18 protein-coding genes are annotated in these 24,085 nt (G+C 41.3%); all 18 read left to right on the top strand.

Annotation, left to right across the window (positions count from 1 at the left end; translation table 11 throughout):
- Nucleotides 1–224 precede the first annotated feature (224 nt).
- The 18 genes from B0E43_RS30455 to B0E43_RS30370 all read left to right on the top strand — a co-directional run bounded on the left by B0E43_RS30455 (nt 225) and on the right by B0E43_RS30370 (nt 24,084).
- Complete coding sequence (locus tag B0E43_RS30455; protein WP_139352749.1) at nt 225–1,136, top strand: hypothetical protein; 912 nt, start codon at nt 225–227, stop codon at nt 1,134–1,136.
- Nucleotides 1,099–2,169: a glycosyltransferase family 4 protein gene (locus B0E43_RS30450; protein ID WP_077349780.1), complete on the top strand. Its 1,071-nt coding sequence runs from the start codon at nt 1,099–1,101 to the stop codon at nt 2,167–2,169. The genes B0E43_RS30455 and B0E43_RS30450 overlap by 38 nt, the downstream gene beginning before the upstream one ends.
- Complete coding sequence (locus B0E43_RS30445) at nt 2,166–3,758, top strand: DUF4091 domain-containing protein (RefSeq protein WP_077349778.1); 1,593 nt, start codon at nt 2,166–2,168, stop codon at nt 3,756–3,758. Before B0E43_RS30450 ends, B0E43_RS30445 begins: the two co-directional genes overlap by 4 nt.
- Nucleotides 3,751–4,839: a DUF1972 domain-containing protein gene (locus B0E43_RS30440; RefSeq protein WP_077349776.1), complete on the top strand. Its 1,089-nt coding sequence runs from the start codon at nt 3,751–3,753 to the stop codon at nt 4,837–4,839. Before B0E43_RS30445 ends, B0E43_RS30440 begins: the two co-directional genes overlap by 8 nt.
- 16 nt (nt 4,840–4,855) lie before the next feature.
- Nucleotides 4,856–6,544 carry a capsule assembly Wzi family protein gene (locus tag B0E43_RS30435; RefSeq protein ID WP_077349774.1) on the top strand — a complete coding sequence of 563 codons (1,689 nt, stop codon included), beginning with the start codon at nt 4,856–4,858 and terminating at the stop codon, nt 6,542–6,544.
- A 239-nt stretch (nt 6,545–6,783) separates the two neighbouring features.
- Nucleotides 6,784–8,088, top strand: a complete 1,305-nt coding sequence (locus tag B0E43_RS30430) for a nucleotide sugar dehydrogenase (protein ID WP_077349772.1) — start codon at nt 6,784–6,786, stop codon at nt 8,086–8,088.
- Between the two features lie 105 nt (nt 8,089–8,193).
- The gene (locus B0E43_RS30425; protein WP_254423414.1) at nt 8,194–9,024 is read left to right on the top strand and encodes a polysaccharide biosynthesis/export family protein; all 831 of its coding nucleotides are present in this window, start codon (nt 8,194–8,196) and stop codon (nt 9,022–9,024) included.
- A gap of 9 nt (nt 9,025–9,033) precedes the next feature.
- Entirely contained in the window at nt 9,034–11,418 is a 2,385-nt protein-coding gene (locus B0E43_RS30420) for a tyrosine-protein kinase (protein ID WP_077349770.1), read from the top strand.
- A 6-nt stretch (nt 11,419–11,424) separates the two neighbouring features.
- Nucleotides 11,425–13,218 (top strand): ABC transporter ATP-binding protein, encoded by a 1,794-nt coding sequence (locus B0E43_RS30415; protein ID WP_077349768.1) that lies wholly within the window; start codon nt 11,425–11,427, stop codon nt 13,216–13,218.
- 9 nt (nt 13,219–13,227) lie between these two features.
- Complete coding sequence (locus B0E43_RS30410; RefSeq protein ID WP_077349766.1) at nt 13,228–14,322, top strand: glycosyltransferase family 4 protein; 1,095 nt, start codon at nt 13,228–13,230, stop codon at nt 14,320–14,322.
- Between the two features lie 2 nt (nt 14,323–14,324).
- Complete coding sequence (asnB, locus tag B0E43_RS30405) at nt 14,325–16,199, top strand: asparagine synthase (glutamine-hydrolyzing) (protein WP_077349764.1); 1,875 nt, start codon at nt 14,325–14,327, stop codon at nt 16,197–16,199.
- Between the two features lie 75 nt (nt 16,200–16,274).
- Nucleotides 16,275–16,964, top strand: coding sequence for an FkbM family methyltransferase (locus B0E43_RS30400; RefSeq protein ID WP_077349762.1), 690 nt, complete (start codon nt 16,275–16,277; stop codon nt 16,962–16,964).
- A gap of 7 nt (nt 16,965–16,971) precedes the next feature.
- Complete coding sequence (locus B0E43_RS30395; protein ID WP_168171939.1) at nt 16,972–17,985, top strand: glycosyltransferase family A protein; 1,014 nt, start codon at nt 16,972–16,974, stop codon at nt 17,983–17,985.
- Between the two features lie 57 nt (nt 17,986–18,042).
- Entirely contained in the window at nt 18,043–19,041 is a 999-nt protein-coding gene (locus tag B0E43_RS30390) for an N-acetylneuraminate synthase family protein (protein WP_077349758.1), read from the top strand.
- Between the two features lie 4 nt (nt 19,042–19,045).
- Nucleotides 19,046–20,203, top strand: coding sequence for a UDP-N-acetylglucosamine 2-epimerase (gene neuC / locus B0E43_RS30385; protein ID WP_077349756.1), 1,158 nt, complete (start codon nt 19,046–19,048; stop codon nt 20,201–20,203).
- Between the two features lie 86 nt (nt 20,204–20,289).
- Nucleotides 20,290–20,988 carry a cytidylyltransferase domain-containing protein gene (locus tag B0E43_RS30380; protein ID WP_077349754.1) on the top strand — a complete coding sequence of 233 codons (699 nt, stop codon included), beginning with the start codon at nt 20,290–20,292 and terminating at the stop codon, nt 20,986–20,988.
- Between the two features lies 1 nt (nt 20,989).
- Entirely contained in the window at nt 20,990–22,687 is a 1,698-nt protein-coding gene (asnB, locus tag B0E43_RS30375) for an asparagine synthase (glutamine-hydrolyzing) (protein WP_077349752.1), read from the top strand.
- Nucleotides 22,684–24,084: a hypothetical protein gene (locus tag B0E43_RS30370; RefSeq protein WP_077349750.1), complete on the top strand. Its 1,401-nt coding sequence runs from the start codon at nt 22,684–22,686 to the stop codon at nt 24,082–24,084. The genes asnB (B0E43_RS30375) and B0E43_RS30370 overlap by 4 nt, the downstream gene beginning before the upstream one ends.
- Nucleotide 24,085 lies beyond the last annotated feature (1 nt).

Below are 24,085 nucleotides of genomic sequence, written 5' to 3'. Positions count from 1 at the left end.
GGGCACTACAGAAATTTTCAAAAGTAGGATTAACCCTTGTCCTGTTTTTGACAACATGTACCCAGCTGGTTAGTTTTCAATTGGACAAAGCCTTAATGACCCTTATGGTTGGGGTATTGTTGTTTCATTTTTTCTTTTTGGATAAGAAGGTTCCTGCAAATTCATTTTTCGTCCTGATAATGAGTTTTGGGTTGATTTTAATTTCCTATTTGCTAAATCTGCCCATGTCGTCCCTGATTGTTTTTTTTCCGATTATAGGATTGGCATTTGTGACCTTAGTCGGAGAGGAGGAAGGTTTTATTGATTTTATTTACTGGGCTTTATTTATTCATATTTTGCTGGGGATCATTTTTGTGATATCCAGTTATACCCTTGGGATGAATTCTTTTGTGCATCCCATGTACGACAAGGGCCTTCCTTTTCTTCATGCGGCGAAGGGTCTGACCACCACGGTGCAAGCTTTTGGAACCCTTATTATTGCTTGGTTTTTGATTTTTTATTGGAAAAAAGACGAGGCTAAATCCAAGTTTGTGGACAGGGTAGCCTATGTATTTGTCCTTTTTGGGTTATTGCTGACATTTAACAGAAATAGCTTTTTGATCTATTATGTAATTTTATTTTTCAAGCATAAAAGAATCTTTTGGCTAAGTGTATTGGCGGGCTTGGCGTTATTTATTTATTTCTTCGAGTTTATCAATAAGCTGATTTTCAACCTTACCACACTTACATCGAGAGCAGATTTACTTCAGGCATTTAGAATAGCATTTTTTGAACAGACAGATTGGTTGGGCTATTTGATTGGCCATGGCAATAATATTGTGGATGAAAGTATTTCTAAGGGGACTTACTATAGCACCGGTTATATTGAAAACGGGACCTCGGTTTTGCTGTTTACCTATGGGTTCTTAGGATACTTTGCCTATTTGGTTTCGGTCTTTGTCTTTGCTGTTTTGTTTTGGACAAAGGGAAAAGTCTTTTATGCGGCCATGTTTTTTTACATTTTCATCATTGCCCAACAGTTCACTCACGAGTTTTATTCGACCACAATTTATATTTTGTTGGCAGTTTTTCTGCTGATTTTCAACCAATACCCAAAATTTGAAGGAAAAGCTTATATTTTTCCACCTGTTAAATAATTACACAGGAAGCCCTCAGGTTTTGAGAAATACAATTCTCGCTGCCAAAGAAATGGGGAAAGAAGTACACCTTTATACCAGTTCCGGTGAAGGTTTTCTATCTGGTATATCCGGAATCCATTACCATTCTAACTATTACTTCAGATCCCGGTTTAGGATTCTGACTTTGTTCACTTTTTTTATAAGCCAATTGGTGTTGGCTTTCCGGCTTCTGAAGTATTGGAGAAATTCTAACGTATTCTATATCAATACTATTCTCCCATTTTCGGCAATTTGGATGGGTAAATTACTTGGGAAAAAGGTTTTTGTCCATGTGCATGAATTTGAAATCAGTCCAAAGTTGCTCAGTGATTTTCTTTTCTTGACAGTAAGACTTTGTGCCGATGAAATAATTGTAGTCTCAAAATTTCTTGCACAAAACCCCGCACTTGTCCCTAGAAAATCCAGAGTAATTTATAACTGTGTCAAAAAGGAAATCGAAGATCAGGCATTCACCAAAGAAGAGGTTCATGATGATTTTAGAGTCCTGATGTTGGCTTCCCTTCGCCCCTATAAAGGCATTTATGAGTTTTTGCAATTGGCCAGCGAATTACCGGGGATTGGATTTGACCTCATCTTAAGTGATTCGGAGGAGGAAGTTGACCGATGGAAATCCAGCCAAAAGGTGCCGGAAAATCTAACCATATATCCAGTGCAGCAGGATGTCATCCCTTTCTTTAAAAATTCCTCATTGGTATTGAATCTTGCCCACAAGGATAAATGGCTTGAAACATTTGGAATGACGATTTTGGAAGGTATGAATTTTGGACTTCCTGCCATAGTACCTACCGTTGGTGGCGTGACCGAACTTGTTAAAGATGGGGTAAATGGTTTTCTTGTTGATTATTCCGATATTTCGACCATCAAAGTTTTGATTGAAAAATTGCAATCAGATATTCCTTTTTGGAGGAAATTGAGCCTTAATGCATTGGAGCGATCAGCACTTTTTTCCACAAAGATTTTTTCTCAGGAAATTCAAATCCTTTTGAAATGAAGCTTTTTTTTAAAATTTTACTTCTGATTTTATTTTTTCCCCACTGCAATATTGCTCAGCAAGCAAAGATTTACAGCTTGCATAAGCTATTCGATCCCCAGCCCGCATCCGGAGATTTCATTGCCTGGAAAAACGAAGGGATATTAATTCCCATCCGTTTCGAATCCAATTCCATGAATCGAATCAAAGTCAGCTATTCGGGACCAAATGCGGATTTCCAGATATTCCAATTGCATGATATTTGGGCTGACTTTTCAGCTGGAAACTGTGGTGAGACGAAGACTAACGGGACTTTTGAAAAGATTCAAGTGCCTGATAGAGCAGAAAGGAAGCCTGACTTGACAATTGTTCCTACAGAAGAAAATCAATGGATTCTTGTTTTTCTGAAGTTCCAAGCTAGCACAGATGCAGGAAGCTTTCCCTTTGTTTTATCGTTTGATCAACAGGGAAAAAAGACTGAAGTAGCGGGTAGTATCACCGTAAAAGACAGAATCCTTAGGGATCTCTCAGATTTGGACTTTTACTCCGACTTCTGGCAATTTCCAATTTCTATGGCTGATTATTATAAAATCAAGCCTTGGTCTGAAAAGCACTGGGAGCATGTTGGGGAAATGTTCGAATTGCTTCGACAGATAAATCAGCACTCCATTACCACTTCAGTTTTTTGGGATTTGTATAATACCCGAATACGATCATTGGATGAAATGATGATCCAGGTGAAAAAATCGACCAATGGTTCTTTTAGCTACGACTATTCGATTTTTGACAAATACGTTGAATTGGCCCATTCCAAGGGGATTACTGGACAGATTTCAGTACATAACTTATTTCCTTGGAATGGTTTTTTGTTTTATTTCGATGAGGCAACTTCGAAAGTTCAGTCAGTTCAGACACAGCCTGGTACTCCGGAATATCAATCATTTTGGAGGCCGTTTCTTCTCGATTTTTCTGAACATTTGAAGAAGAAAGGATGGCATGATAAAGCAGTTTTGTTTGTGGATGAAAGAGATCCAAACATGACTCTTGATCTGGCAAAATGGGTAAAAAATGAATCTCCAGGCTTTAAAATGGGATTTTCAGGTGATTTTTATCCCTTTCTATCCGAGTGGATGGAGGATTATTCCATGCCGATGAATGTGGTAGTGGATGCCGGTGAAATGAGAAAAAGAATACTTTCATCCAAAAAAACATCTTTGTATACTTCCTGTTTTGAAAAGTCAAACCAGCCAAATTTGTTGCTTACTTCCGATTATCGGGATATCTATTTTCTTACGCTGCTTTCTAAAGCAAAGGGATACGATGGTATGCTTAGATGGGCACTTAACCTCTGGTCAACTGACATTATGAACTCGGCAATTTATTCTGATTTGCCTTCCGGGGATGCTCATCTCATCTACCCCGATGGTCAGGTATCAGTTAGATATCTGGTTTTGAAGGATGCGTTGGAGGAAATAAGCAAACTTGAAATGCATTCCAAAGTTCAAAGCCCAATTGAAATGTTGGATGCAACTAACCGTTATTTTCTGATAAACATTGAGGCAGACAGGTATCAAATGCTTCAATCAATGAAAAACTATTTGAATGATTAAGAAAAAACTTGCCATTCTCGGTATCGTGGGCGTCCCTGCAAATTATGGAGGCTTTGAAACGCTTGTCGATAACTTACTTGATCTTTTGCCGAATTTTTTTGAAGTCACGGTTTTTTGTGAAAGTAAATCATATCCTGAAAAACAGGAATTTTATAAAAGAGCAAAACTGACCTATATTAATAAAAGGGCCAATGGAGCCAAAAGTATAATTTACGATTCAGTATCTCTTTTAAAATCTTACAAAGATCAAGATTATATCCTCTTGTTGGGGGTCTCGGGTGCTATTATGATTCCATTCCTCAGGCCATTTACGAATGCCAAAATTGTGACTCATATCGATGGCTTGGAATGGAAAAGAGATAAGTGGGGCTGGTTTGCAAAGAAATTTCTAAAATTTTCAGAAAGACTGGCAGTCAACTATTCCCATGGGGTAATCTCGGATAACAAGCACATCCAAGATTATGTGGAAGAAGAATACGGCAAATCATCCTTTCTCATCGCTTATGGAGCTAACCATGTAAGTTACGTGGAACCTCAGCCGTATTTGAAGAAGTTTTCATTTTTAGGTTCACCTTATGTATTTACGGTGTGTAGAATTGAACCTGAAAACAACGTGGAAATGCAACTCAGGGCATTTAAAGAATGTGAGATTGGTATGCCCTATGTAGTAGTTGGCAACTGGAATGCCAATGATTATGGTATGAAATTGTACCATGAATACTCCAAGGTCAAAAACATCATTCTCTACAATCCGATTTATGAGATGGAAGAATTGAATGTGCTCCGGTCCAATTGCTTCTTTTACCTTCATGGACATAGTGCAGGGGGCACAAATCCATCATTAGTGGAGGCAATGTATTTAGGGCTTCCAGTTATCGCCTATGGAGTCAATTATAACAGAGAGACAACTTTTGGTAGAGCTTTGTTCTTCAACGATTTCAAGGAATTGAAAACTTTGCTCTTTCAAATCAGGGATTTGGACCGGCAAGAAATAATAAAAGACCTTTCCAAGCTCGCCAAGAAAAATTATTCCTGGAAGGCGATTACTAAAAAATATGTAAGTATGTTCCAATCTCTTTGATTGGGAACCTGGCCCCATGCGGAAATTCTCTTTCTTATTTTCCCTTTTTTTTTCCTTTGCATTTTCCCTGCTAGCCCAGACATTGCCGGTAGGATTTCCCGTATGGGAGGAGGCGGCTCGTAGGGCACAGTTGCTTGGTAAAGGATTTGAAAACTATTCTTTTACATCCCGGCCTTTGATCAGTAACGAGCTTTTTTCGGACTCCCTGTTGCGAGGATCAGATTTTCTGCCCAATGATTCCGCCCAACTTAAAAAGTCAAAGGTATTCGCCAAAATACTTCCGATTCTCAATACCAGCATTTACAACTCCAACCGTCCTTGGGGATGGGGAAACTATGGCTTGCAGAACGGTGCAGGATTTCAAACTATGGTTTCGACGGGTGCATTCTTCAAGTTTCATTTTTTGGAAGTACAGTTGAGGCCTGAATTCGTTTGGAGCCAAAACAAAGCCTACCAGGGGTTTTCAGACCATTTTTCAGACAATTCAATATTTGCACGCTTTAGGTATTGGAATTTTGGAGACCACCCGGAACGATTCGGAGGCGAATTCAACCAAATTGCCACATGGGGGCAATCCTACATTTCTTTGTCTTTCGGAAAAGCAGAGTTAGGATTCAGCACTCAAAACATTTGGTGGGGTCCCGGACAGTTTTCGGCATTGATTTTCAGTGACAATGCAAGAGGAATGAAGCATTTTTACATTAAAACAAAGTCCCCTGCCAATATAGGTATCGGATTTCTGGAGGGACAGATGATTTTTGGAAGGGCAGAAGACTCTGGCTTGGATCCAACCCAAAACGAGCAGCTTAACGGGCAATATTTCAGGCCTTTCAATGGCGACTGGCGGTACGTTAATGGGATTTCCTTAAGCTATCAACCTTCATTTATAAAGGGTTTCACAGTCGGATTTAATCGGACATTCCAACAATACAATGAAGATGTGAGTGAAACTGTTTCAGGACGGATTCCAGTATTTGAGGCCTTCCAGAAAGAAAAATTATTTGAGAATGGAAATTCGGTTATTTATGATCAGGAAGCTCAGGATCAGCTCGTTTCTGTGTTTTTTAGGTTCAAAAGTGTCAAAGGGAAGTTTGAGTTATACTCGGAGTTCGGAAAGCATGACCATAATTTCAACTGGAGAGAATTCATATTAAATCCCGAGCATGCCCGGGCGTATCTATTTGGTTTTCAGAAACTAATTGAATTGCCAACACCGGGTAAATTAATTCAAATCCGTGGTGAAATCATTCATCAGCAAGAATCTGTTAATCGTTACATCAGATATCCTCAATTGGGTGTTTTAAATACCAGTTGGTTGACTCACTATCAAGTAAGAGGTTTTACCAATTATGGAGAATCTATGGGTACCGGAATAGGAGTAGGAGCCAATGCCCAAATCCTGGAAGCTTCAGTGGTAAAAGGGATTTCCAAAATCGGTCTTTTGCTTCAAAGGATTGAAAATCACCAAGATTTTTATTACCAAATTCAACCTGAAATCCCCGATCAAAATCCATGGATTGATTTTTCTGCAGGAGTTTTGTGGGATTTCCAATGGAAAAATTTGGTAGTAAGTACTTCGAATCAATGGATTGCAGCTACCAATTATCAATGGCAAGGTGATCCTACTGGAACTGTGGATTTTAAAGCAGGAAACCAAAAGACTTCCTTTTCATCCACTCTTAAATTAATTTATAGTTTCAGGTAGAAAATATGGTTTTAGTCCCAAAAAGCCTTCCTCTTGGATTAAAAATGAGTAACTTTGGTACTCATTATTATTGCGCTAAAGGTGTTCGTTATTTCCCTTTTTCGAGTCTTGTTTTTTTTCTAAAGAAAATAAGGAAAGGCAAGTTTAGGGAAATTCCTTCGCTAAGTCATTTTTGTGACCGAAAGGGCGAAGCTCTCTTAGTTTAATTGTTTTTGAAATCAATTATTTAAAAATTAGTCATGTTGACACCAATTCAGGATTCTAAAATTGCAATCATCGGACTCGGCTATGTTGGACTTCCCCTGGCAGTGGAATTTGCTAAGAAATTTCCGGTTGTTGGCTTTGATATTGACAGGAAAAGAATTGCAGACCTTCATTCAGGCAAAGACCACACACTGGAAATCGAAGATGAACTCCTCCAGTCGGTAGTAACAGTAAATGCCCCAGAAAATGGCGAAAAAGGACTTTATCCCACTTTTGAGAGTGATTTCCTTTCCGATTGTCAAATATTTATTGTCACTGTTCCCACGCCCACTGATAAGTACAATCGACCGGTATTGACCCCGATGCTCAAGGCCTCTGAGAATATTGGGAAATACCTCAAAAAGGGCGATGTGGTCATTTATGAATCGACTGTTTACCCCGGTGTGACTGAGGATGAATGCGTGCCGGTACTGGAGAAAGTTTCCGGACTGAAGTTTAACCAAGACTTCTTTGCTGGGTATTCCCCAGAAAGGATCAACCCTGGAGATAAGGAGCATACTGTGTCCAAAATTCTGAAAGTTACCTCAGGAAGTACTCCGGAAGTAGCTGAATATGTGGACCAACTTTACCGCCAAGTGATCACCGCAGGTACTCACAAAGCCTCTTCAATAAAGGTGGCAGAAGCTGCCAAAGTGATCGAAAATTCCCAGCGTGATATCAACATCGCGTTTGTCAACGAACTGTCCAAAATCTTCAACCTGCTAGGGATCGATACGCATGAAGTATTGGAAGCTGCCGGCACCAAATGGAACTTCCTCAAGTTTAAGCCCGGATTGGTAGGAGGACATTGCATTGGTGTGGATCCCTTTTATCTAGCCCAAAAAGCCCAAGAAGTTGGCTACCACCCGGAAATTATTCTTGCCGGACGACGGCTAAATGACAGCATGGGCAAACATGTTGCCACTGAAGTGATTAAGCTCATGATGCGCAAAGACCTGAAAGTGATCGATTCCAAGGTTTTGATCCTTGGCTTTACATTCAAAGAAGATTGTCCTGATGTCAGAAATACCCGGGTGATTGATATTTACAATGAATTGAAATCCTACGATATGGATGTGGATGTGTATGATCCTTGGGCCAACCCCGCTGAAGTAAGCCATGAATATGGGATTGACATTAAATCAGGAGATCAAGCCCCTTCTTTAGAATCCTACTCAGCGGTAATCCTTGCAGTGGCTCACAAGCAATTTAAAACACTTCAAATCCAAAAATCACCAAAACAGGTAGTTTTTGATGTCAAGGGAATTTTGGATAAAACCAAAGTGGACTCCAGACTCTAAGTCAACCTATCTGAGTCATAAATAGCAGTTAATTTTCCTTTTAATTTCTATTTTTGGCGTGGTATCTTGTTTTTATCACCTAATTAATAATAAAGTTCTTCATTAATGAATAAACTGTTAAAGTTCTGCTTCTTGGGAATGGTAATTTCCTTTGGCCTTTTTTCCTGCGTTTCCAATAAAAAGCTGATCTACATGCAACAGTTGGAAGAATCTACGGGACCCCTGGTTGAAACAAGTGAAAAGTATCCCTATGTCACTGAGGAGTACCTCCTTCAAGTCAATGATATTGTAGAAATCAATATTAAAACCACTGACGCCACTCTAAATCTGGTATTTGGTGCAGTATCTAATGATACTCAGAATCAAGCCGCCATGAGTGGGGGACAGGGAGCAGGTGATGCTTTTTTTATGAATGGCTATACCATTGATGACGAAGGGATGGTAGAAATACCACTAATTGGAAAATTGAAACTTGATGGCATGACCACCGAGCAGGCAAAAATGGTGGTAGAAAAAGAGGTGCTTAAATATGTAAACCAGAATGAATTCTTTGTAAGAGTGAGACTCGGCGGAATTCGCTTTAGTGCTTTGGGCGAGTTTAACCGATCTGGAAAATACACCATCCTTCAAAACAGAGTCACCATTTTTGAGGCAATTGCATTTGCAGGCGATCTGAGCCGGGTGGCAAAAAGAGATGAAATTCTTCTGGTAAGACAATACCCTGACGGGTCCCAAATCCATAAAATAAACCTTTTGGACAGAGAATTATTGGGGTCTGAGTATTTCTTTTTGAAGCCCAACGACATGATCTATGCAGAACCAATGAAAGTAAGGGAGATCGGTGCCGGAAATACACTTGTGGAAACTCTCACCTTGTTGACCACTTCGATCACTGCAATTGCTCTTATCCTAACGTTAGTCCAAGACAACAATTAATCCAATTTTATGAGTCTAGATCAGGAAGATAAAGACCTTTTTCACGAGGAAGAGAGTAGTTTTGACTTTAAGGCAATCCTTCCCAAAATCATTAAGATTTGGCCTTGGATACTTTTGAGTTTAGCTATCTGTCTGGGAATTGCATTTTATGTTACCCAAACAAGCCCTCCATTTTATAGGGTTTCTTCCAAGTTCTTCATAAAGGAAAACGAACAGGCCTTGTCATTCTTTGAAAACCCTGGTGTAGGGCCGGAACAAGGAATGGGATTGACCAACGAGATGATCATTTTAAGATCTCGTCCTATTGCCCAGGCTACGCTTTCCAAACTTGATTTTCAGGTTGAGTATTACGAAAAGGGAACATTTATCAACAAAGAACTTTTTAAGCAAACGCCTATCGTGGTGGAGGTTGATTGGAAAGCTCCTCAATTGATGAACGGATTGGTTGAGGTCCATTGGCAAAGTATTGGTGAATTTAAGCTCGAATTTCCCCAAGAAAGTTACAGCCAATTGTTTCCCGATGGCAGTTACGGAACTGTCAGCAATTTAGAATCCAAAACTTTTAAGTTTGGAGAATGGGTGGAAACACCTCAATTCAAAATCAAGGTAAATAATACCTCTGGCCAAGAGTCAGGCACTTCAATGTTTCTCTTAAGGGACCAAAATTACTTGGTTAACACTTATTCCGTAGGACTAATTATAGAACTGGCAGAAAAAAACTCCTCAATTTTGAATCTTAGCTTAATGGTACAAAACAGGGCAAAAGGGGAAGCTTACCTAAATGCCCTGATGGAGACTTATCTGGAACTTGAGCTTTTTGAGAAAAACGAAATCGCCAACAGGACCATCAATTTTATTGACTCTCAGGTGGCGGGGGTTTCTGACTCCTTGACATATTTTGAAACCCAGCTCCAGGATTTCCGATCATCCAATCAGACTTTTAATCTGAGTAGTGAAAGTTCTACCATATTCAATCAGCTGACTGAAATAGAAACTCAATTGGCCAATGAAAACCTTAAGCGACGATATTATCAATCTCTAAAAGACTACTTAGTCCGTGAAAATTACAATGAAATTGTAGTTCCTTCTGGCTTGGGCATTGAAGACCCGTATTTGAATGGATTGATAGAAAACCTTCTGGCAGTGCAAGTAGATAGATCTAGGCTGATGGCAACCCAGACAGAACTTTCTCCCCAAGTAAAAGAGGCCAATAAGAAATTGTCGGATTTGAACAGGTCCATTTCCGAAATTTTGGATAATGTGGATTTGAATAACAAAATGTCCATCGAAGATCTGGAAAACAGAAAGGGACTTATCGAAGCCTCATTTCGATCCCTTCCACAGGCTGAACAAAACCTGATCAGAATTCAAAGACAGGCAACTTTAAATGAGAACATTTACAATTTCCTTTCCGAAAGAAGAGCAGAATCGGCAATCTCCAAAGCGTCAAACACTCCCGCCAATAAAATAATTGAATTTGCAAAGGCTGGTTCCCTGCAAGTAAGTCCTAAACCAGGTCAAAATTATCTCGCCGCAATTTTTGCCGGATTATTGATCCCCATACTATCCGTATTCGGAAGGGAATTTTTCCAGACCAAAATTGAAGAACCAAAATACTTGGAAAGAAAACTTAAAATCCCTGTTCTTTCCACTATCCTTCAAAACAAGGGAAAAGAAAATTTGGTGGTTTTTGACTCTGGAAAATCAGGAATTGCTGAAGGCTTCAGATCTTTAAGATCGAACATCAAGTTTCTGGTTCCAAAGGAGAAGCAGCTTACCTTCATGATTACCTCGACAATTTCTGGAGAGGGAAAGACTTTCTGTGCGATCAATCTCGCCTCTGTATATTCTTTAACCGGGAAAAAGACTATTCTGATAGGTTGCGATATGCGTAAGCCGAAGATTTTTGAGGACTTTGGATTGAAAAATGACATCGGACTATCCACATATCTAAGCGGTCAGGAGGATGATTTCAAAAAAATAGTTAAGTCGACTCAATATGAAAACCTGGACTTAATTCTTTCAGGGCCGATACCGCCAAATCCTTCTGAATTGCTCTTTTCACCAAATTTTGAAGTTCTTCTCAACTTGTTAAGAGGTGAATACGATGTAGTCATCTTGGATACTCCGCCTGTAGGCTTGGTATCTGAGACACTCGATTTGTTGACGATGGTTGATTTTACTCTTTTTGTGTTCAGACAAAACTATTCTGAAAAAGGGTTCATTGATGCAGTCAACGGTCTGAAAGATCAAAAAGGAGTGAAAAATATCTATGCGATTTTTAATGGACTGGACGCTAGTAAAGTTTCTTACGGAGGATATGGATATACCTATGGCTATGGTTATGGGTATTATGATGAAGAAATCAAAAAGAAAAAGCGCTTCCGTATTTAAAATCTCTTGAAAAATTTCCTACAAAAATACTTCAGGTACTTCTCATTTTTTTATGAGTACCTGGGATACAAAGTTATTCTCCTAGTCGTGTCCAGCCTTTTGGTTGGATTGCTTGACGGTTTTGGCTTGGCATTGTTCATTCCCGTATTCCAAATTGCCGCTGATGGGATATCCCAGGAAAACCGGGATTCCCTGGGAAACTTAGACTTTTTGTTGGACTGGATAGAGGCCTTGGGACTTGGGCTCAACCTAAATGTAATTTTGGGTGTGATGGTGGCTCTCTTTCTTCTCAAATCTGTTTTGAAGTTTTATGATGGGATTTTTAAGACCAAACTTCAAATGGAATTTGTCCGAAAACTCCGCTATGAAATGGTAGATGGCCTCGGAGGAATGAGTTATAAAAACTTTGTGAAACTGGATGCAGGAAAGGTGCAAAACACTCTTTCTGGAGAAGTTTTTAAAGTTACTTACAGCTTCCTTACCTACTTCAGTACCATTCAGTTTTTGGTATTGCTTCTGGTTTATATTGGCTTGGCTATGCTTTCCAATTTTGAGTTTGCAATTTTGGTTAGCATTGGAGGCTTTTTGTCCAATTTCATTTTCAAGGCAATCTTCAAATTTACCGAGAAAGCATCTGTGGGTGTGACTGCCTACAACCACGAATTTCAATCCTATCTGATTCAGGCAGTCCACAATTTTAAGTATCTAAAAGCGACTGACTATTTTTCGAAATATAAGCTCAAACTTAAAAGAATCATCGATTCTATCGAATCTCAGCAGAAGAAAATAGGAGTTTACAGTTCCTTTTTGGGAGCTACCCGCGAACCTATCGTTTTAATCGTGGTAGTCGCCGTGATTTTGATTCAAGTCAATTACCTGGGTGGCCAAATGGCGACTATTCTGGGGAGTTTGCTGTTTTTTTACCGCGCTTTGAATTATGTAATCAGTTTGCAAACCAGTTGGCAGGGCTTTGTTGCTCATTATGGTGGTGTCGTTGCTGCGATGGAGTTGATGGAAGATTTCAAGGTTATGAAGGAACCTGCAGAAAGCAAGATAGGCATCCCAAAAATTGAACAAATTGAAATTTCAAACCTGAACTTTGCCTACAATCCTCAAACCCCGGTTTTAAACCAGATCAACATTAAGATCGAAAACCTCCGAACCCTTGCTTTGGTGGGTGGTTCCGGAAGTGGAAAGACCACCATGGTTAACCTGATTATAGGTTTATTAGAGCCTACATCCGGTCAGATTCTTATCAATGGGAATGAAAGAGATTATTTTGATAAGGCGACTTACCGCAGGAGGTTTGGATATATAACTCAAGAGCCGGTCATATTTAATGACAACATTTTCAATAATGTTACTTTTTGGGATGAAAAAACTCCTGAAAATCAAGCAAGATTTCATGAGGCGATCCGTCTGGCCAATATTGAAAACTTCGTTGAATCTCTGCCCGAAAAGGAAGGAACTAAACTCGGAGATAACGGAATGCTGGTCAGCGGAGGCCAAAAGCAACGGATCTCCATCGCAAGGGAATTGTATAAGGAAGTTGATGTCTTGATTTTGGATGAGGCTACCTCAGCACTGGACAGTGAGACCGAACGATCCATTCAGGAAAACATCGAAAACCTCAGAGGGAAATACACTATTATCATTGTGGCTCACCGCTTGAGTACCGTGAAGAAAGCGGATAAAATCCTTGTTTTGAATAAGGGAATTGTAGCTGGAGAGGGTTCATTCGAGCATCTGGTTGACCAAAATACACTCTTCAAAAGAATGGTAGAACTCCAGGAGTTCTAATAATTTTAAATGGAGAGAATAAAAGTTCTAATCAGTGGATTTGGCCTGCCGCCACAGGTTTTGGGCAGTTGGTTGTATAGAATACATAGATTTCAATCGGAATTGGACTACTTCGATTTTGTTCTTTCTCCTACCCAAAAGGCTGACGAAAAATATGTGTTTTGCGAAAAGCAAGCTCCCAAAATTTGGCATAGATTTCTGAATCCCAACAGCCGCAATTCAAAAGCCGCATCTCAGTATGTGGCTTTTTGCAATAATATTAGCCAGAATGGTGTGCCTGTTCAAATTTTGGTAATGGACGATGTATCATTACTGCAGGGGATCACAAGTTTAAAAGGAGAACTCCCAATTGGTTCTGAGATTGTTTTTTCCTTCCATGGCCATTGGCTTTCTATTCCTCCCTCCATACTCGAGAAGGTTGATAAAGTGCTTTTTTTGACAAAAGAAGGTTATAGGAAAACACTAAGTTCTAATTCCCAGTTTACCCCGCAGGCGTTTATTGTCGGAAACGGGGTTGAAAATGAATTCTTTTACCCTTTAAATCCCAGCGAAAAGTCAAGCTTAAGAAAATCACTTGGTTTTGAGGAACACGATACAGTTTTGGTTTGGATGGCCAATTCAAGGAGGGTAAAAGGGCTACATCTGTTTAAGAAAGTAGCGTCCAAGATTCTTGAAAAATATCCTGACGTAAAAATTGTTTCAATCGGGCACACAAAAGACGCCGAAATTAACCATCCCAATTGGACCCAGGTTGGGGTACTTTCCCATAAACAACTTCCAGCCTATTTGCAGATTGGAGATGTTTATTTTTTCACCTCGCTTTGGCAGGAAGGATTTGGACTTTCTCTGGTGGAAGCGATCAAATGTGGAAATTGGGCCCTTGCCTCCGATGCTGGTGGGATACCAGAGGTTTTGTTCGGGGAATCAAGAGCTATTATTGTCAATGATCCCAACATTCTGGAGTCTTGGTTGGAGTCCTATGAGTTGGTTTTATCCAAGATCAAATCAGACAATACTCCATTCATTGAATTAAAGGAACGGTTGAGTGATTGGCAGACTTATGATACCTGGAAAACCAAGTTTCTTAACGCCTTGGAGAGTTAAATATGTGCGGGATTTCAGGAATTCTTTCCTATACATCTGATCTTAATTCAAAAGATCGAAGCCTTTTGGGGGAAACTCTTTCCCTTCAACATCACAGAGGGCCTGATGCCACAGGAATCTGGGTGAGCGGGAGGGTGGCTCTAGGGCATAATCGCCTATCAATCATAGACCTTTCCACGGCTGCAGATCAACCATTTGTCCGGGATGACTTGGGATTGCGGATTATCTTCAATGGCGAAATCTACAATTACAAAACACTGAAAAAGTCCCTTGAATCAAAGGGATATAAATTTTTTACTGATTCGGATACCGAAGTATTGGTGGTTGGATTTGCTGAATATGGCGAGTCTGTCTGTGAGCACTTAGTTGGAATGTTTGCTTTTTGTATTTGGGATGAGAGAAATGACCTTTTTTTCATGGCTCGCGACAGATTTGGGGAGAAACCCATTTTTTTTACGGAAATGGAAAACCGATTTCATTGGGCTTCTGAATTAAACGGTCTAAGAACACTCCGTGACTCCCCTTTGGAAATCAATCCGGACGCAGTGGTGGATATTTTGGAAAACGGATTTATCCATTTGCACCATACCATTTACAAAGAAGTCTTCGTATTTCCCCCTTCCCATCATCTCACTATTACCTCTTCCGGTGATAAAAAGTGGGTGAAGTACTATAGTTTCCCGACCGTAGTCCAAGATCCAATCCCTTTTGCAGACCTTAAAAAGGCCACCAAAGATTTGCTCTACAAGACAGTCGAGCGGGAGCTCAATTCGGATGTCCCGTTGGCCACTTTCCTGAGCGCAGGCGTGGATTCTGCTTTGATTACGGCCATTGCACATGATATCAAATCGGATATTTCAGCGGTCACGATCGGTACCAATGAACTTCTCACGGACGAAACCGAAGGTGCCAAGCAATTGGCCAGGAAACTAAATATCAACCATGAAATTGTTCCTGTAAGTACGGATTCCATTGGGGTATTGGAAACCATCCTGAAAGATATTCAGCCTCTGGCTGATGCTTCACTGATTCCAAGTTTTTTGGTGACAGAGCAAGTTAAAGCACGGTACAGAGTGATGCTCTCAGGTGACGGAGGAGATGAGATTTTTGGATCTTACAACAAGCCAAATCTGTATCTGAACCTGAACTCCAAAGGTATTCCTATGGGAGAAAAGCTTGTGGACTTCTGTTTAACCGTCAAAAATCCCAAGTTGGCGACGAGGCTTAATTCCAGGCTAAATGATGTCCAGCGGATGAAGCTGGCAGGCTGGGAGGGATTGTATTCTAAGAACAACCTGACTGGAGGTTTTTTTGATCAGGTTTTTCGGGAAGGAAAAAGACAAAAACATTCCAGAAAGCTATTGAAAGAATTGAAGCCTTTATTTGAGTCAAATCCGGAAAAACTATCCTTCGGCATGGACTTCAAGGGCAGGTTGCCTGGTGATTTCCTTTTCAAGGTGGATTCTTCCTCTATGCACTCCTCAGTAGAGGTCAGAGCTCCTTTTCTGGACCATGAGCTGGTAGATTTTTTGATGAAAGTGCCAACCCGTTCTCTGATGCCCAATTCCGTCGATAAGGAACTAAGTAAATCCCTCTTATCAGATTTTTCCGGTACTGACTGGTATGCACCTAAAAAGGGCTTCACCATTCCTTATTGGGAATATCTTCAGGGAGGTTGGGGTGCGCTATTGGAGAATTATCTCCGGGAAGGCTTATCAGAGACCTACCTTAATTTTAATCAAAGGGGGATCCTCTCCATTTTGGAAAAGCATCGTACTTCGCCTTCTATCGGTTATGCCAAAATTCTCTTCCCTGTGCTGGTCATGGAAATTTGGCTTAGAGTGTTTCACTTGAAAGGTAAGTTTGGAAAAAGGTAAATACGCATCGCTTCTAAGGATTTGGAGTAATCCCTTGGGAAATAACAACGAAACTTCAACAGGTAAAAAGGATTTATGAGCAAGGTAAAAGACCTTCTTAGAACTTGGATATACTCCCGCTATCGGGTATCTTTTTCAAAGTCAGGTGAGGACATTCAATTATTCAAACTTTTTAATAAACTTAATGGAGGATACCTCGATATTGGTTGTTTTGAGCCAATTACCTTTTCCAATACTTACTTTTTCTATCTCAGAGGTTGGAATGGATATGTCATCGATCCCAATCCGGATTTGATGTCAAAATTTGATAATGTAAGGCCAAAGGACAGGTTTATTAATAGAGGCATCTCTTCTTCCTCAGGTGTTTTGAAGTATTATATGCTTCCGCAAAAATTGTCCTCCATGAACACCTTTGATTTCAGTTTTTTGGAGAAAAACAACCTGGTGTCAAAAATTGAGCGGGAAATAGAGGTTCCACTTTCAAGCCTGGAGGAATTGGTTGAGGAATTTGGCCTTGGAAGCTCCATAGATTTCATGGATGTGGATGTTGAAGGCTTGGATTTTGAAGTTCTCCAGTCCAACAACTGGGAGAAATTCAGACCTTCAGTAGTAATGGTTGAAACAGACCTTTCATTTACTGAAGATTTGAGTTCGCCAATTTCCAAACTACTGGAAGATAAGGAATACAAGTTGCTGGCAAAGTTGGTACAGAATCCCAATGGTTCTGGCAACCTTATTTTTTGTAGAAAAGACTTTAAAATCTAACGCAATTATGCGAGTAGGTATCAATCCCTCCAAATTAGATCCCATAGTCCCCAAGGTTTTTTACCACAGGATTATTATTCCTGTCTTTATTCCCAATTTCAACGGGTATTTTCAGAAAATTCTTGAGGTATATAAAACTTGTCTGGAATCAGCAAGGGTTTCTCAGCATTCCCGGTCTGCGATTACCGTTGTGGATAATGGTTCTTGTACCGAAGTCAGAACTTGGCTTAGAGAGCTTCTGGATCAGGGGAAAATAGAAACATTGGTGACCCAATCCTCCAACATAGGAAAAGTGGATGCCATCCTGGGGATAGCCAGAAGCTGCAGAGAAGACCTCATTACAATTGCGGACAGTGATATTTTATTCAAAAATGGCTGGCAGGAAGCAGTGGAAGAGGTGTTTCTGAATTTTCCGGATGCGGGTTCAGTTGCACCATTCCCCATCTCCCGTCATATGTATTACTTTTCTTCTTCAGTCCAAAAAGCTGTTGTGCAGAGAAGGTTAAAGTTTGCTTTTGAAAAATCAGTTGAATTTCAGGGGATCAAGGATAATTATTCTTGTTACAATTGGAATTTCGATGAAAGCTATGATACGATTCTACCGGTATTAAAAAAAGGGAGTTCCAAGGCTGTGATGGGAAGTGGTCATCAGGTGATGACCATTAGAAGAGAGGCAATTTTTAAAATGCCCTTCCATCCTTGTTTTATTAAGATTTCTTCCAAAAGTGAAAACTTATGGATTGACATGCCGATCGACGACAGCGGCCTTTGGCGCCTGAGCACCCTGGACACTTGGGTTGACCACATGGGCAACGAACTCACTGATAAAAATCTGGATGTTTTTAGTAAACTGACAAAAAATCCAAAGCAGCCAGAAATGATCCAATTGCCTCAATTGAACGCGCGTCCTATCACTCTGTTTGAAAAGCGCTTTTACAGTAGGGTATTTAGATCAATTTATGAATCGCGACCTCCTGCTCCCAAGCTAAAGATCCACGCGGAACAAGACGGAGTACTCTAATTCTGTTTTGAAATATTTGCCACAATAAACAGTTTCTCGATTTAACTTTCTGAGCACTTGATCATCGCAGAAATCGCACAAGCACACGACGGAAGTCTCGGCACGGCGCATGCCTATATTGATGCCTTGGCAGAGACGGGAGTCGATGCAGTCAAATTCCAAACCCATATCTCAGCTGCCGAAAGCTCGGTGCATGAACCCTTTCGGGTGAAATTTTCCAGACAGGATGCCACAAGATTGGATTATTGGAAGCGAATGGAATTTTCGATTAATCAATGGAAGGACCTTAAAGCTCATTGTGACGAAAAAGGATTGGAATTTATTTCCTCTCCATTCAGCAATTTGGCGGTGGATTGGCTGGAAGAGGTTGGAGTCAAAAGGTATAAAATTGGCTCAGGTGAGGTCTCTAATTTTCTGCTTTTGGACAAAATTGCCAAAACAGGAAAGCCTGTGGTCCTGAGTTCAGGGATGAGTAGTTGGGAAGAATTGGATGCGGCAATCCATTTCCTTCAGGGATTTGGTAATGAATTGAGCATTTTGCAATGCACCACAGCTTATCCGACCCAACCCGAACAATGGGGTTTGAATGTAATTCAGGAGCTAAAGTCCAGGTACCGAATTCCGGTAGGATTCTCAGACCATAGCGGGAATATTCACGCCTGTCTTGCCGCAGCCGCTTTGGGTGCGGAAATTTTTGAGTTTCATGTCGTATTTGACAAGAGACAGTTTGGACCGGATACGCTGGCGAGTATCACGATTGACCAAACCAAGGAATTGGTAAATGGGATTCACCAAATCCAAAAATCCCTGACTTCCCCCATAGTAAAAAGCGATATAGGAGCTTTTGAAGGATTAAAACAGATTTTTGAAAAAAGCCTGGCGATCAACCAAACACTGAAAAAGGGCGAGATCCTATCGGTGGACAATTTGGAAGCAAAGAAACCAAAGGGATATGGCATTCCTGCCAAGGATTTTCAACAGGTACTTGGTAAACGACTGAAAAGAGATCTCAACCAGTGGGAATTCTTGAACTGGGAAGATTTGGAGCTGGAATAAAGCTATGGAAAAAAGAAAAATCGCTGTGGTGATCACAGCAAGGCCTTCCTACTCACGGATAAAAACTGCCTTAAAGGCTATCCAGGATCACCCTTCCCTGGAGCTTCAACTCGTGATAGCTGCTTCGGCCCTTTTGGACAGATATGGTTCTGCTGTCAATTACATCAAAAAGGATGGGTTTGATATAGCTGCTAAAGTGTTCAATGTTTTGGAAGGAGAAAACCTGACAGCCGCAGCGAAGACCACTGGTATCGGTATTCTGGAACTTTCCACCGTGTTTGATAATCTTGCTCCGGATATTGTAGTGACAGTGGCCGATCGTTTTGAAACCATGGCTACAGCCATTTCGGCAAGTTTTATGAATATTCCTTTGGCCCACGTCCAAGGCGGTGAAGTCACAGGCAACATCGATGAGAAAGTCCGACATTCTATTACCAAGCTTTCAGATTACCACTTTGTGGCCTCTCAAAGTGCCTACGACAGGGTGATCAGATTGGGAGAAAGCCCGGATTCGGTCTTTAACACCGGTTGCCCCAGCATTGATCTGGCTGCTGAAGTAGCCAGTTCCCCCGAATTTGATTTTGACATTTACCAAAAATACGGTGGAGTGGGTGCCTTCCCTGACCTGAGTTCGGGATATTGGGTAGTCATGCAGCATCCCGTGACCACGGAAGTTAAATCTTCAAGGAGTCAAATTGAGGAGACTTTGTTTGCCCTCAAAGAGGTGAATAAACCGGTTCTTTGGTTTTGGCCGAATGTAGATGCGGGAGCAGATGGTACAAGTACCGGGATCAGAGCATTTCGCGAGAAATATTCACTGGAGAACTTCCACTTTTTCAAAAACATGGAGCCTAACGATTTTCTGAGATTACTGATCAACAGCAAGGGTTTGATCGGTAACAGCAGTGTAGGAATCCGCGAATGTGCATTCCTGGGTGTACCGGTGATCAACATCGGAAGCCGTCAGAATTCCAGGGATCGCGGTGAAAATGTGTTAGATGTAGGATACGATAGAAATCAAATCATGGAAGCAATTGGAATCCATAATTCCCGTCCCCAACCTTCCTCATCAGGAGTCTATGGAGGTGGTGATGCTGGAAATCAAATTGCAGATCTATTGGCAACCCTTCCTTTGAAATTCCACAAGACCATCACCTATTGACAGGCAAAGCAAATCCACTGTTTGACCGAAATGACTTTGTTTGGCCTGATCTATCAGTTTCTGAAAAAAGATAACTGGAAAAGGAAATGAAGATTCTAGGTCTGATTCCTGCTCGGGGAGGTTCCAAAGGTATCCCTGGTAAAAACGTAAAATCACTGGCCGGCAAGCCCCTTTTGGCTTATACTTTTGATTCTGCCAGGGAATCCACTCTTCTCTCAAAGGTTATCCTTAGCTCTGATGACCCTGAAATTATTCGGGTTGCCAATCAAATCGGCCTGGAAACTCCATTTGTGAGACCTTCCGATTTGGCTTCGGATGTTTCCCCAACTTTGCCGGTAATTATTCATGCCTTACGATTTTTTGAGGAAAGGGGAGAGAAGTATGATGCAGTTTGTTTGTTGCAGGCGACCAACCCTTTTCGCAGAAAAGGATTGGTAGATGAGGCTATCCAAAAATTCATAGCCGCCGATGCCGATGCATTGATTTCTGTTCTTCCTGTACCTCACGAATTCAACCCCCATTGGATTTTTGAACCAAATTCCGAGGGACTTCTATCCATTGCCACCGGAGAGAAAACCATCATCCCCAGAAGACAGGATTTGCCTCCCGCCTATTTCAGAGATGGGGCGATTTATATTACCAAAACAAAGGTCCTGTTCGGGCAAAATTCCCTTTATGGTGAAAAATTGGCCTATATCGAGGGTGATGAGTCCAGATATGTCAATCTGGATACGATGAGAGATTGGGAAAAAGCGGAGGAACTGGTCAAAAAACTTCATTTCTGATATGTGTGGAATTGCAGGTATTGTAGGCCCTTTGGCATCTGATTTTAGGCTTGCCCAAATGCTGGAAACCCAAATCCACCGTGGACCGGACAATCTTGGAAAATGGGTCACCGAAGGTCAGATTGCCCTTGGTCATAATAGACTTTCCATTTTGGATCTGTCGGAAGCCGCCAATCAGCCATTTCAATCCACAGATGGCAGGTACCAGTTGGTATTCAACGGAGAGATCTACAATTACCTGGAGATCCGGAAAAAATTGGAGTCCAACTTTACGTTTAGAACCCAATCCGACACAGAAGTACTTCTATTTGCCTATATCCAATGGGGAGAAGCTTGCCTTCAGCAGTTTAACGGGATGTTTTCCTTTGCCATTTGGGATACTTTGGAAAAGAAACTTTTTGCAGCAAGGGACCGATTTGGTGTGAAGCCATTTCATTATGCCTTTTTTCAGGATTCCATCCTTTTTTCATCCGAGATCAATCCCCTTTGGAAAGCAGGAATTTCCAAAAAACCTAAAGACTCAGTATGGGCGGGATTTTTTGTAAAAGGGACATATGGTCAACCGGATGAAACCTTCTGGGAAGGGATTCACCAGCTTCCATCCGGTCATTTTCTGACATTCCAGGGATCAAACCTGCAAATCAAACCCTGGTATGATTTCATTGGAAACTTATCCAAACAACCAGAAGTAAATCCTTCCGAGATGGAGGAATTTATCCTGGATTTATTATTGGATTCGGTGAAACTTAGATTTAGAGCCGATGTGCCAGTAGGGTTTAATTTAAGTGGAGGCTTGGATTCAAGTACTTTGCTTGCCTTGGTTTCCGATCTTTTTCCAGGCAATGAGCAAATTGAAGCATTTACATTCTTCACCGGGGATGAGCGCTACGATGAGATATATTGGGTAAAGGAAATGCTGAAGGGCAGGCCTTATCCCCTGAATACCTGTCTGCTTCAGCCGAGCGAAGTTCCTGATCTCACCTCCCAAATCAGTCGCTTGCAAGCCGAACCTTTTGGAGGCATCCCAACATTAGCCTACAGTAAGGTTTTTAAATCTGCCCGGGAAAAAGGCATTCTGGTTTTGCTGGACGGACAAGGTTCGGATGAGGCTTGGGCCGGATATGATTATTATTTAAAAAACTCCGTAAGTCTGGTCCAGGGAGTAAACACCTCTCCAGTGATGCCACAGGCACTTGTGGAGGAATTTGCCGGTCAATTCGAAGGAAGTAGCTATCCGACTCCTTTTGCCGATTCACTGCTCAATCTTCAATATCGGGATCTTTTTTATACGAAAATTCCCAGGGCTTTACGTTTCAATGACAGGGTAAGTATGGCCTTCAGTACTGAGTTGAGAGAACCGTTTTTGGATTACAGATTGGTGGAGTATATTTTTTCCAGACCTGTTGAATTCAAAATAAAAGATGGGCAACAAAAATGGCTGTTGCGGAAGATTGCTTCCCGGTTTTTGGGTGACCAAATAGCCCTGGCACCGAAAAGACCCCTTCAGACTCCTCAGCGGGAATGGCTGGGAGCTGAATTAAGTGATTGGGTCGAGGCACAGCTTCAGTTGCTGACCTCCAAAACAAACTGGTTTGATTCTAAAAATGTCATGGCTATCTGGGACCGATACAAAAAAGGGGAACAGGACAACAGCTTCTACCTTTGGCAATGGGTCAACACCGCTGAACTATTGAAATGAGTAAAATTTGCTTTTTAATTCCTGACGGAGTTGGGATCCGCAACTATTTATATTCTGATCTCTTAAAGATTCTTCATCAGGAAGGCCACGAGGTAGTCATCTGGCATGCGTTGGATCAGAAAGTGGTCGAACTCGCTGCACAGATCAATGGATTTACTCCGCAGCAGTCAACGTTTACAGCCTACTCCGAAGATTTCATTGTTCAGCTTTTGCGGGAAAGTTCTACCTATGCCAGACTCAGGCATAATGTACAAATCACCGGGAATCCGACAATCATGCTCAACTGGCATGAAAAAAAGGGAAGTTTCGCCAGGAAAGCTTTGATTTGGCTTTCTGAAAAGGTCGGAAAACGGATCAAAGGATATCAAAGTCTTGTCGCTACAGAGGGTATTTACTTCGCCAGACTTCGAAAAACCGAGGCCTATCAGAAATACAAATCCCAATTGAAAGAAATCAACCCGGATGTGCTTTTTTGTACCCACCAGCGATATTCGGGGGCAGCCTATGCACTGGCAGCAGGTGATGATTTGGGGATTTCCACCATGACAGCCATTTTCTCCTGGGACAATCTTCCGAAAGCCAGACTTCCGATTCGCGCAAATTCCTACACGGTTTGGTCCAAGCACATGGCTGAAGAATTGCGGTTCTACTATCCCGAAATTCAGGAAAATCAGGTTTTGATTACGGGCACCCCCCAGTTTGATTTTTACCGAAATGCCCATTCCATCCTTTCCAGAGAAGATTTTGCGGCCCGTTTTGGATTGGATGTATCAAAGCATTGGGTTTGTTTCTCGGGATGTGATGTCAAAACCTCTCCTCATGATGCGGCCTATCTGGAAGATGTTGCCTGCGCATTGAAAGATCAGCAGGACATCCAATTGATTTTTAGGCAGGTTCCGGTGGAAAATGTAGATCGATACCAACAGGTACTGACCAATCATCCTGAAATCATTCATCTCAACCCTTTCTGGAACAAAGGAAAATTTTGGAATCAATTTTTCCCGCTTCCGGAGGATATTGCCCATTTAGTTAATCTCAGTTACCATTGCGCAACAGCTGTGAATATTGGAAGCACTATGGCACTTGATTTCAGTTGGTTTGACAGTCCGGGGTTATACCTGAATTATGATCATACACAGGGTCAAGAATGGACGGTGAATGACATTTACCGATTTCAGCACTTTAGGTCAATGGGAAATTGGGACGCGGTGGTTTGGGCAAACTCTCCTTCTGAAATTTTGGATCAAGTCAGAAAGATTCTAAATCAGCATGACTCGGTAGCTACCGATCGAAAGCTTTGGCTGCAGCGAATCATTGATCCTGATCCTCTTCGATCTGCTTCCGAAAAATTGGCGGAGGCCATTATTTCAACAAAAAAAGCAGTCCTGCCTGCCTAAG

The sequence above is a fragment of the Algoriphagus sp. A40 genome (assembly GCF_002002735.1).
In the GTDB taxonomy this organism is placed as follows: domain Bacteria; phylum Bacteroidota; class Bacteroidia; order Cytophagales; family Cyclobacteriaceae; genus Algoriphagus.
This window is presented reverse-complemented; position numbering and strand designations above follow the sequence as displayed.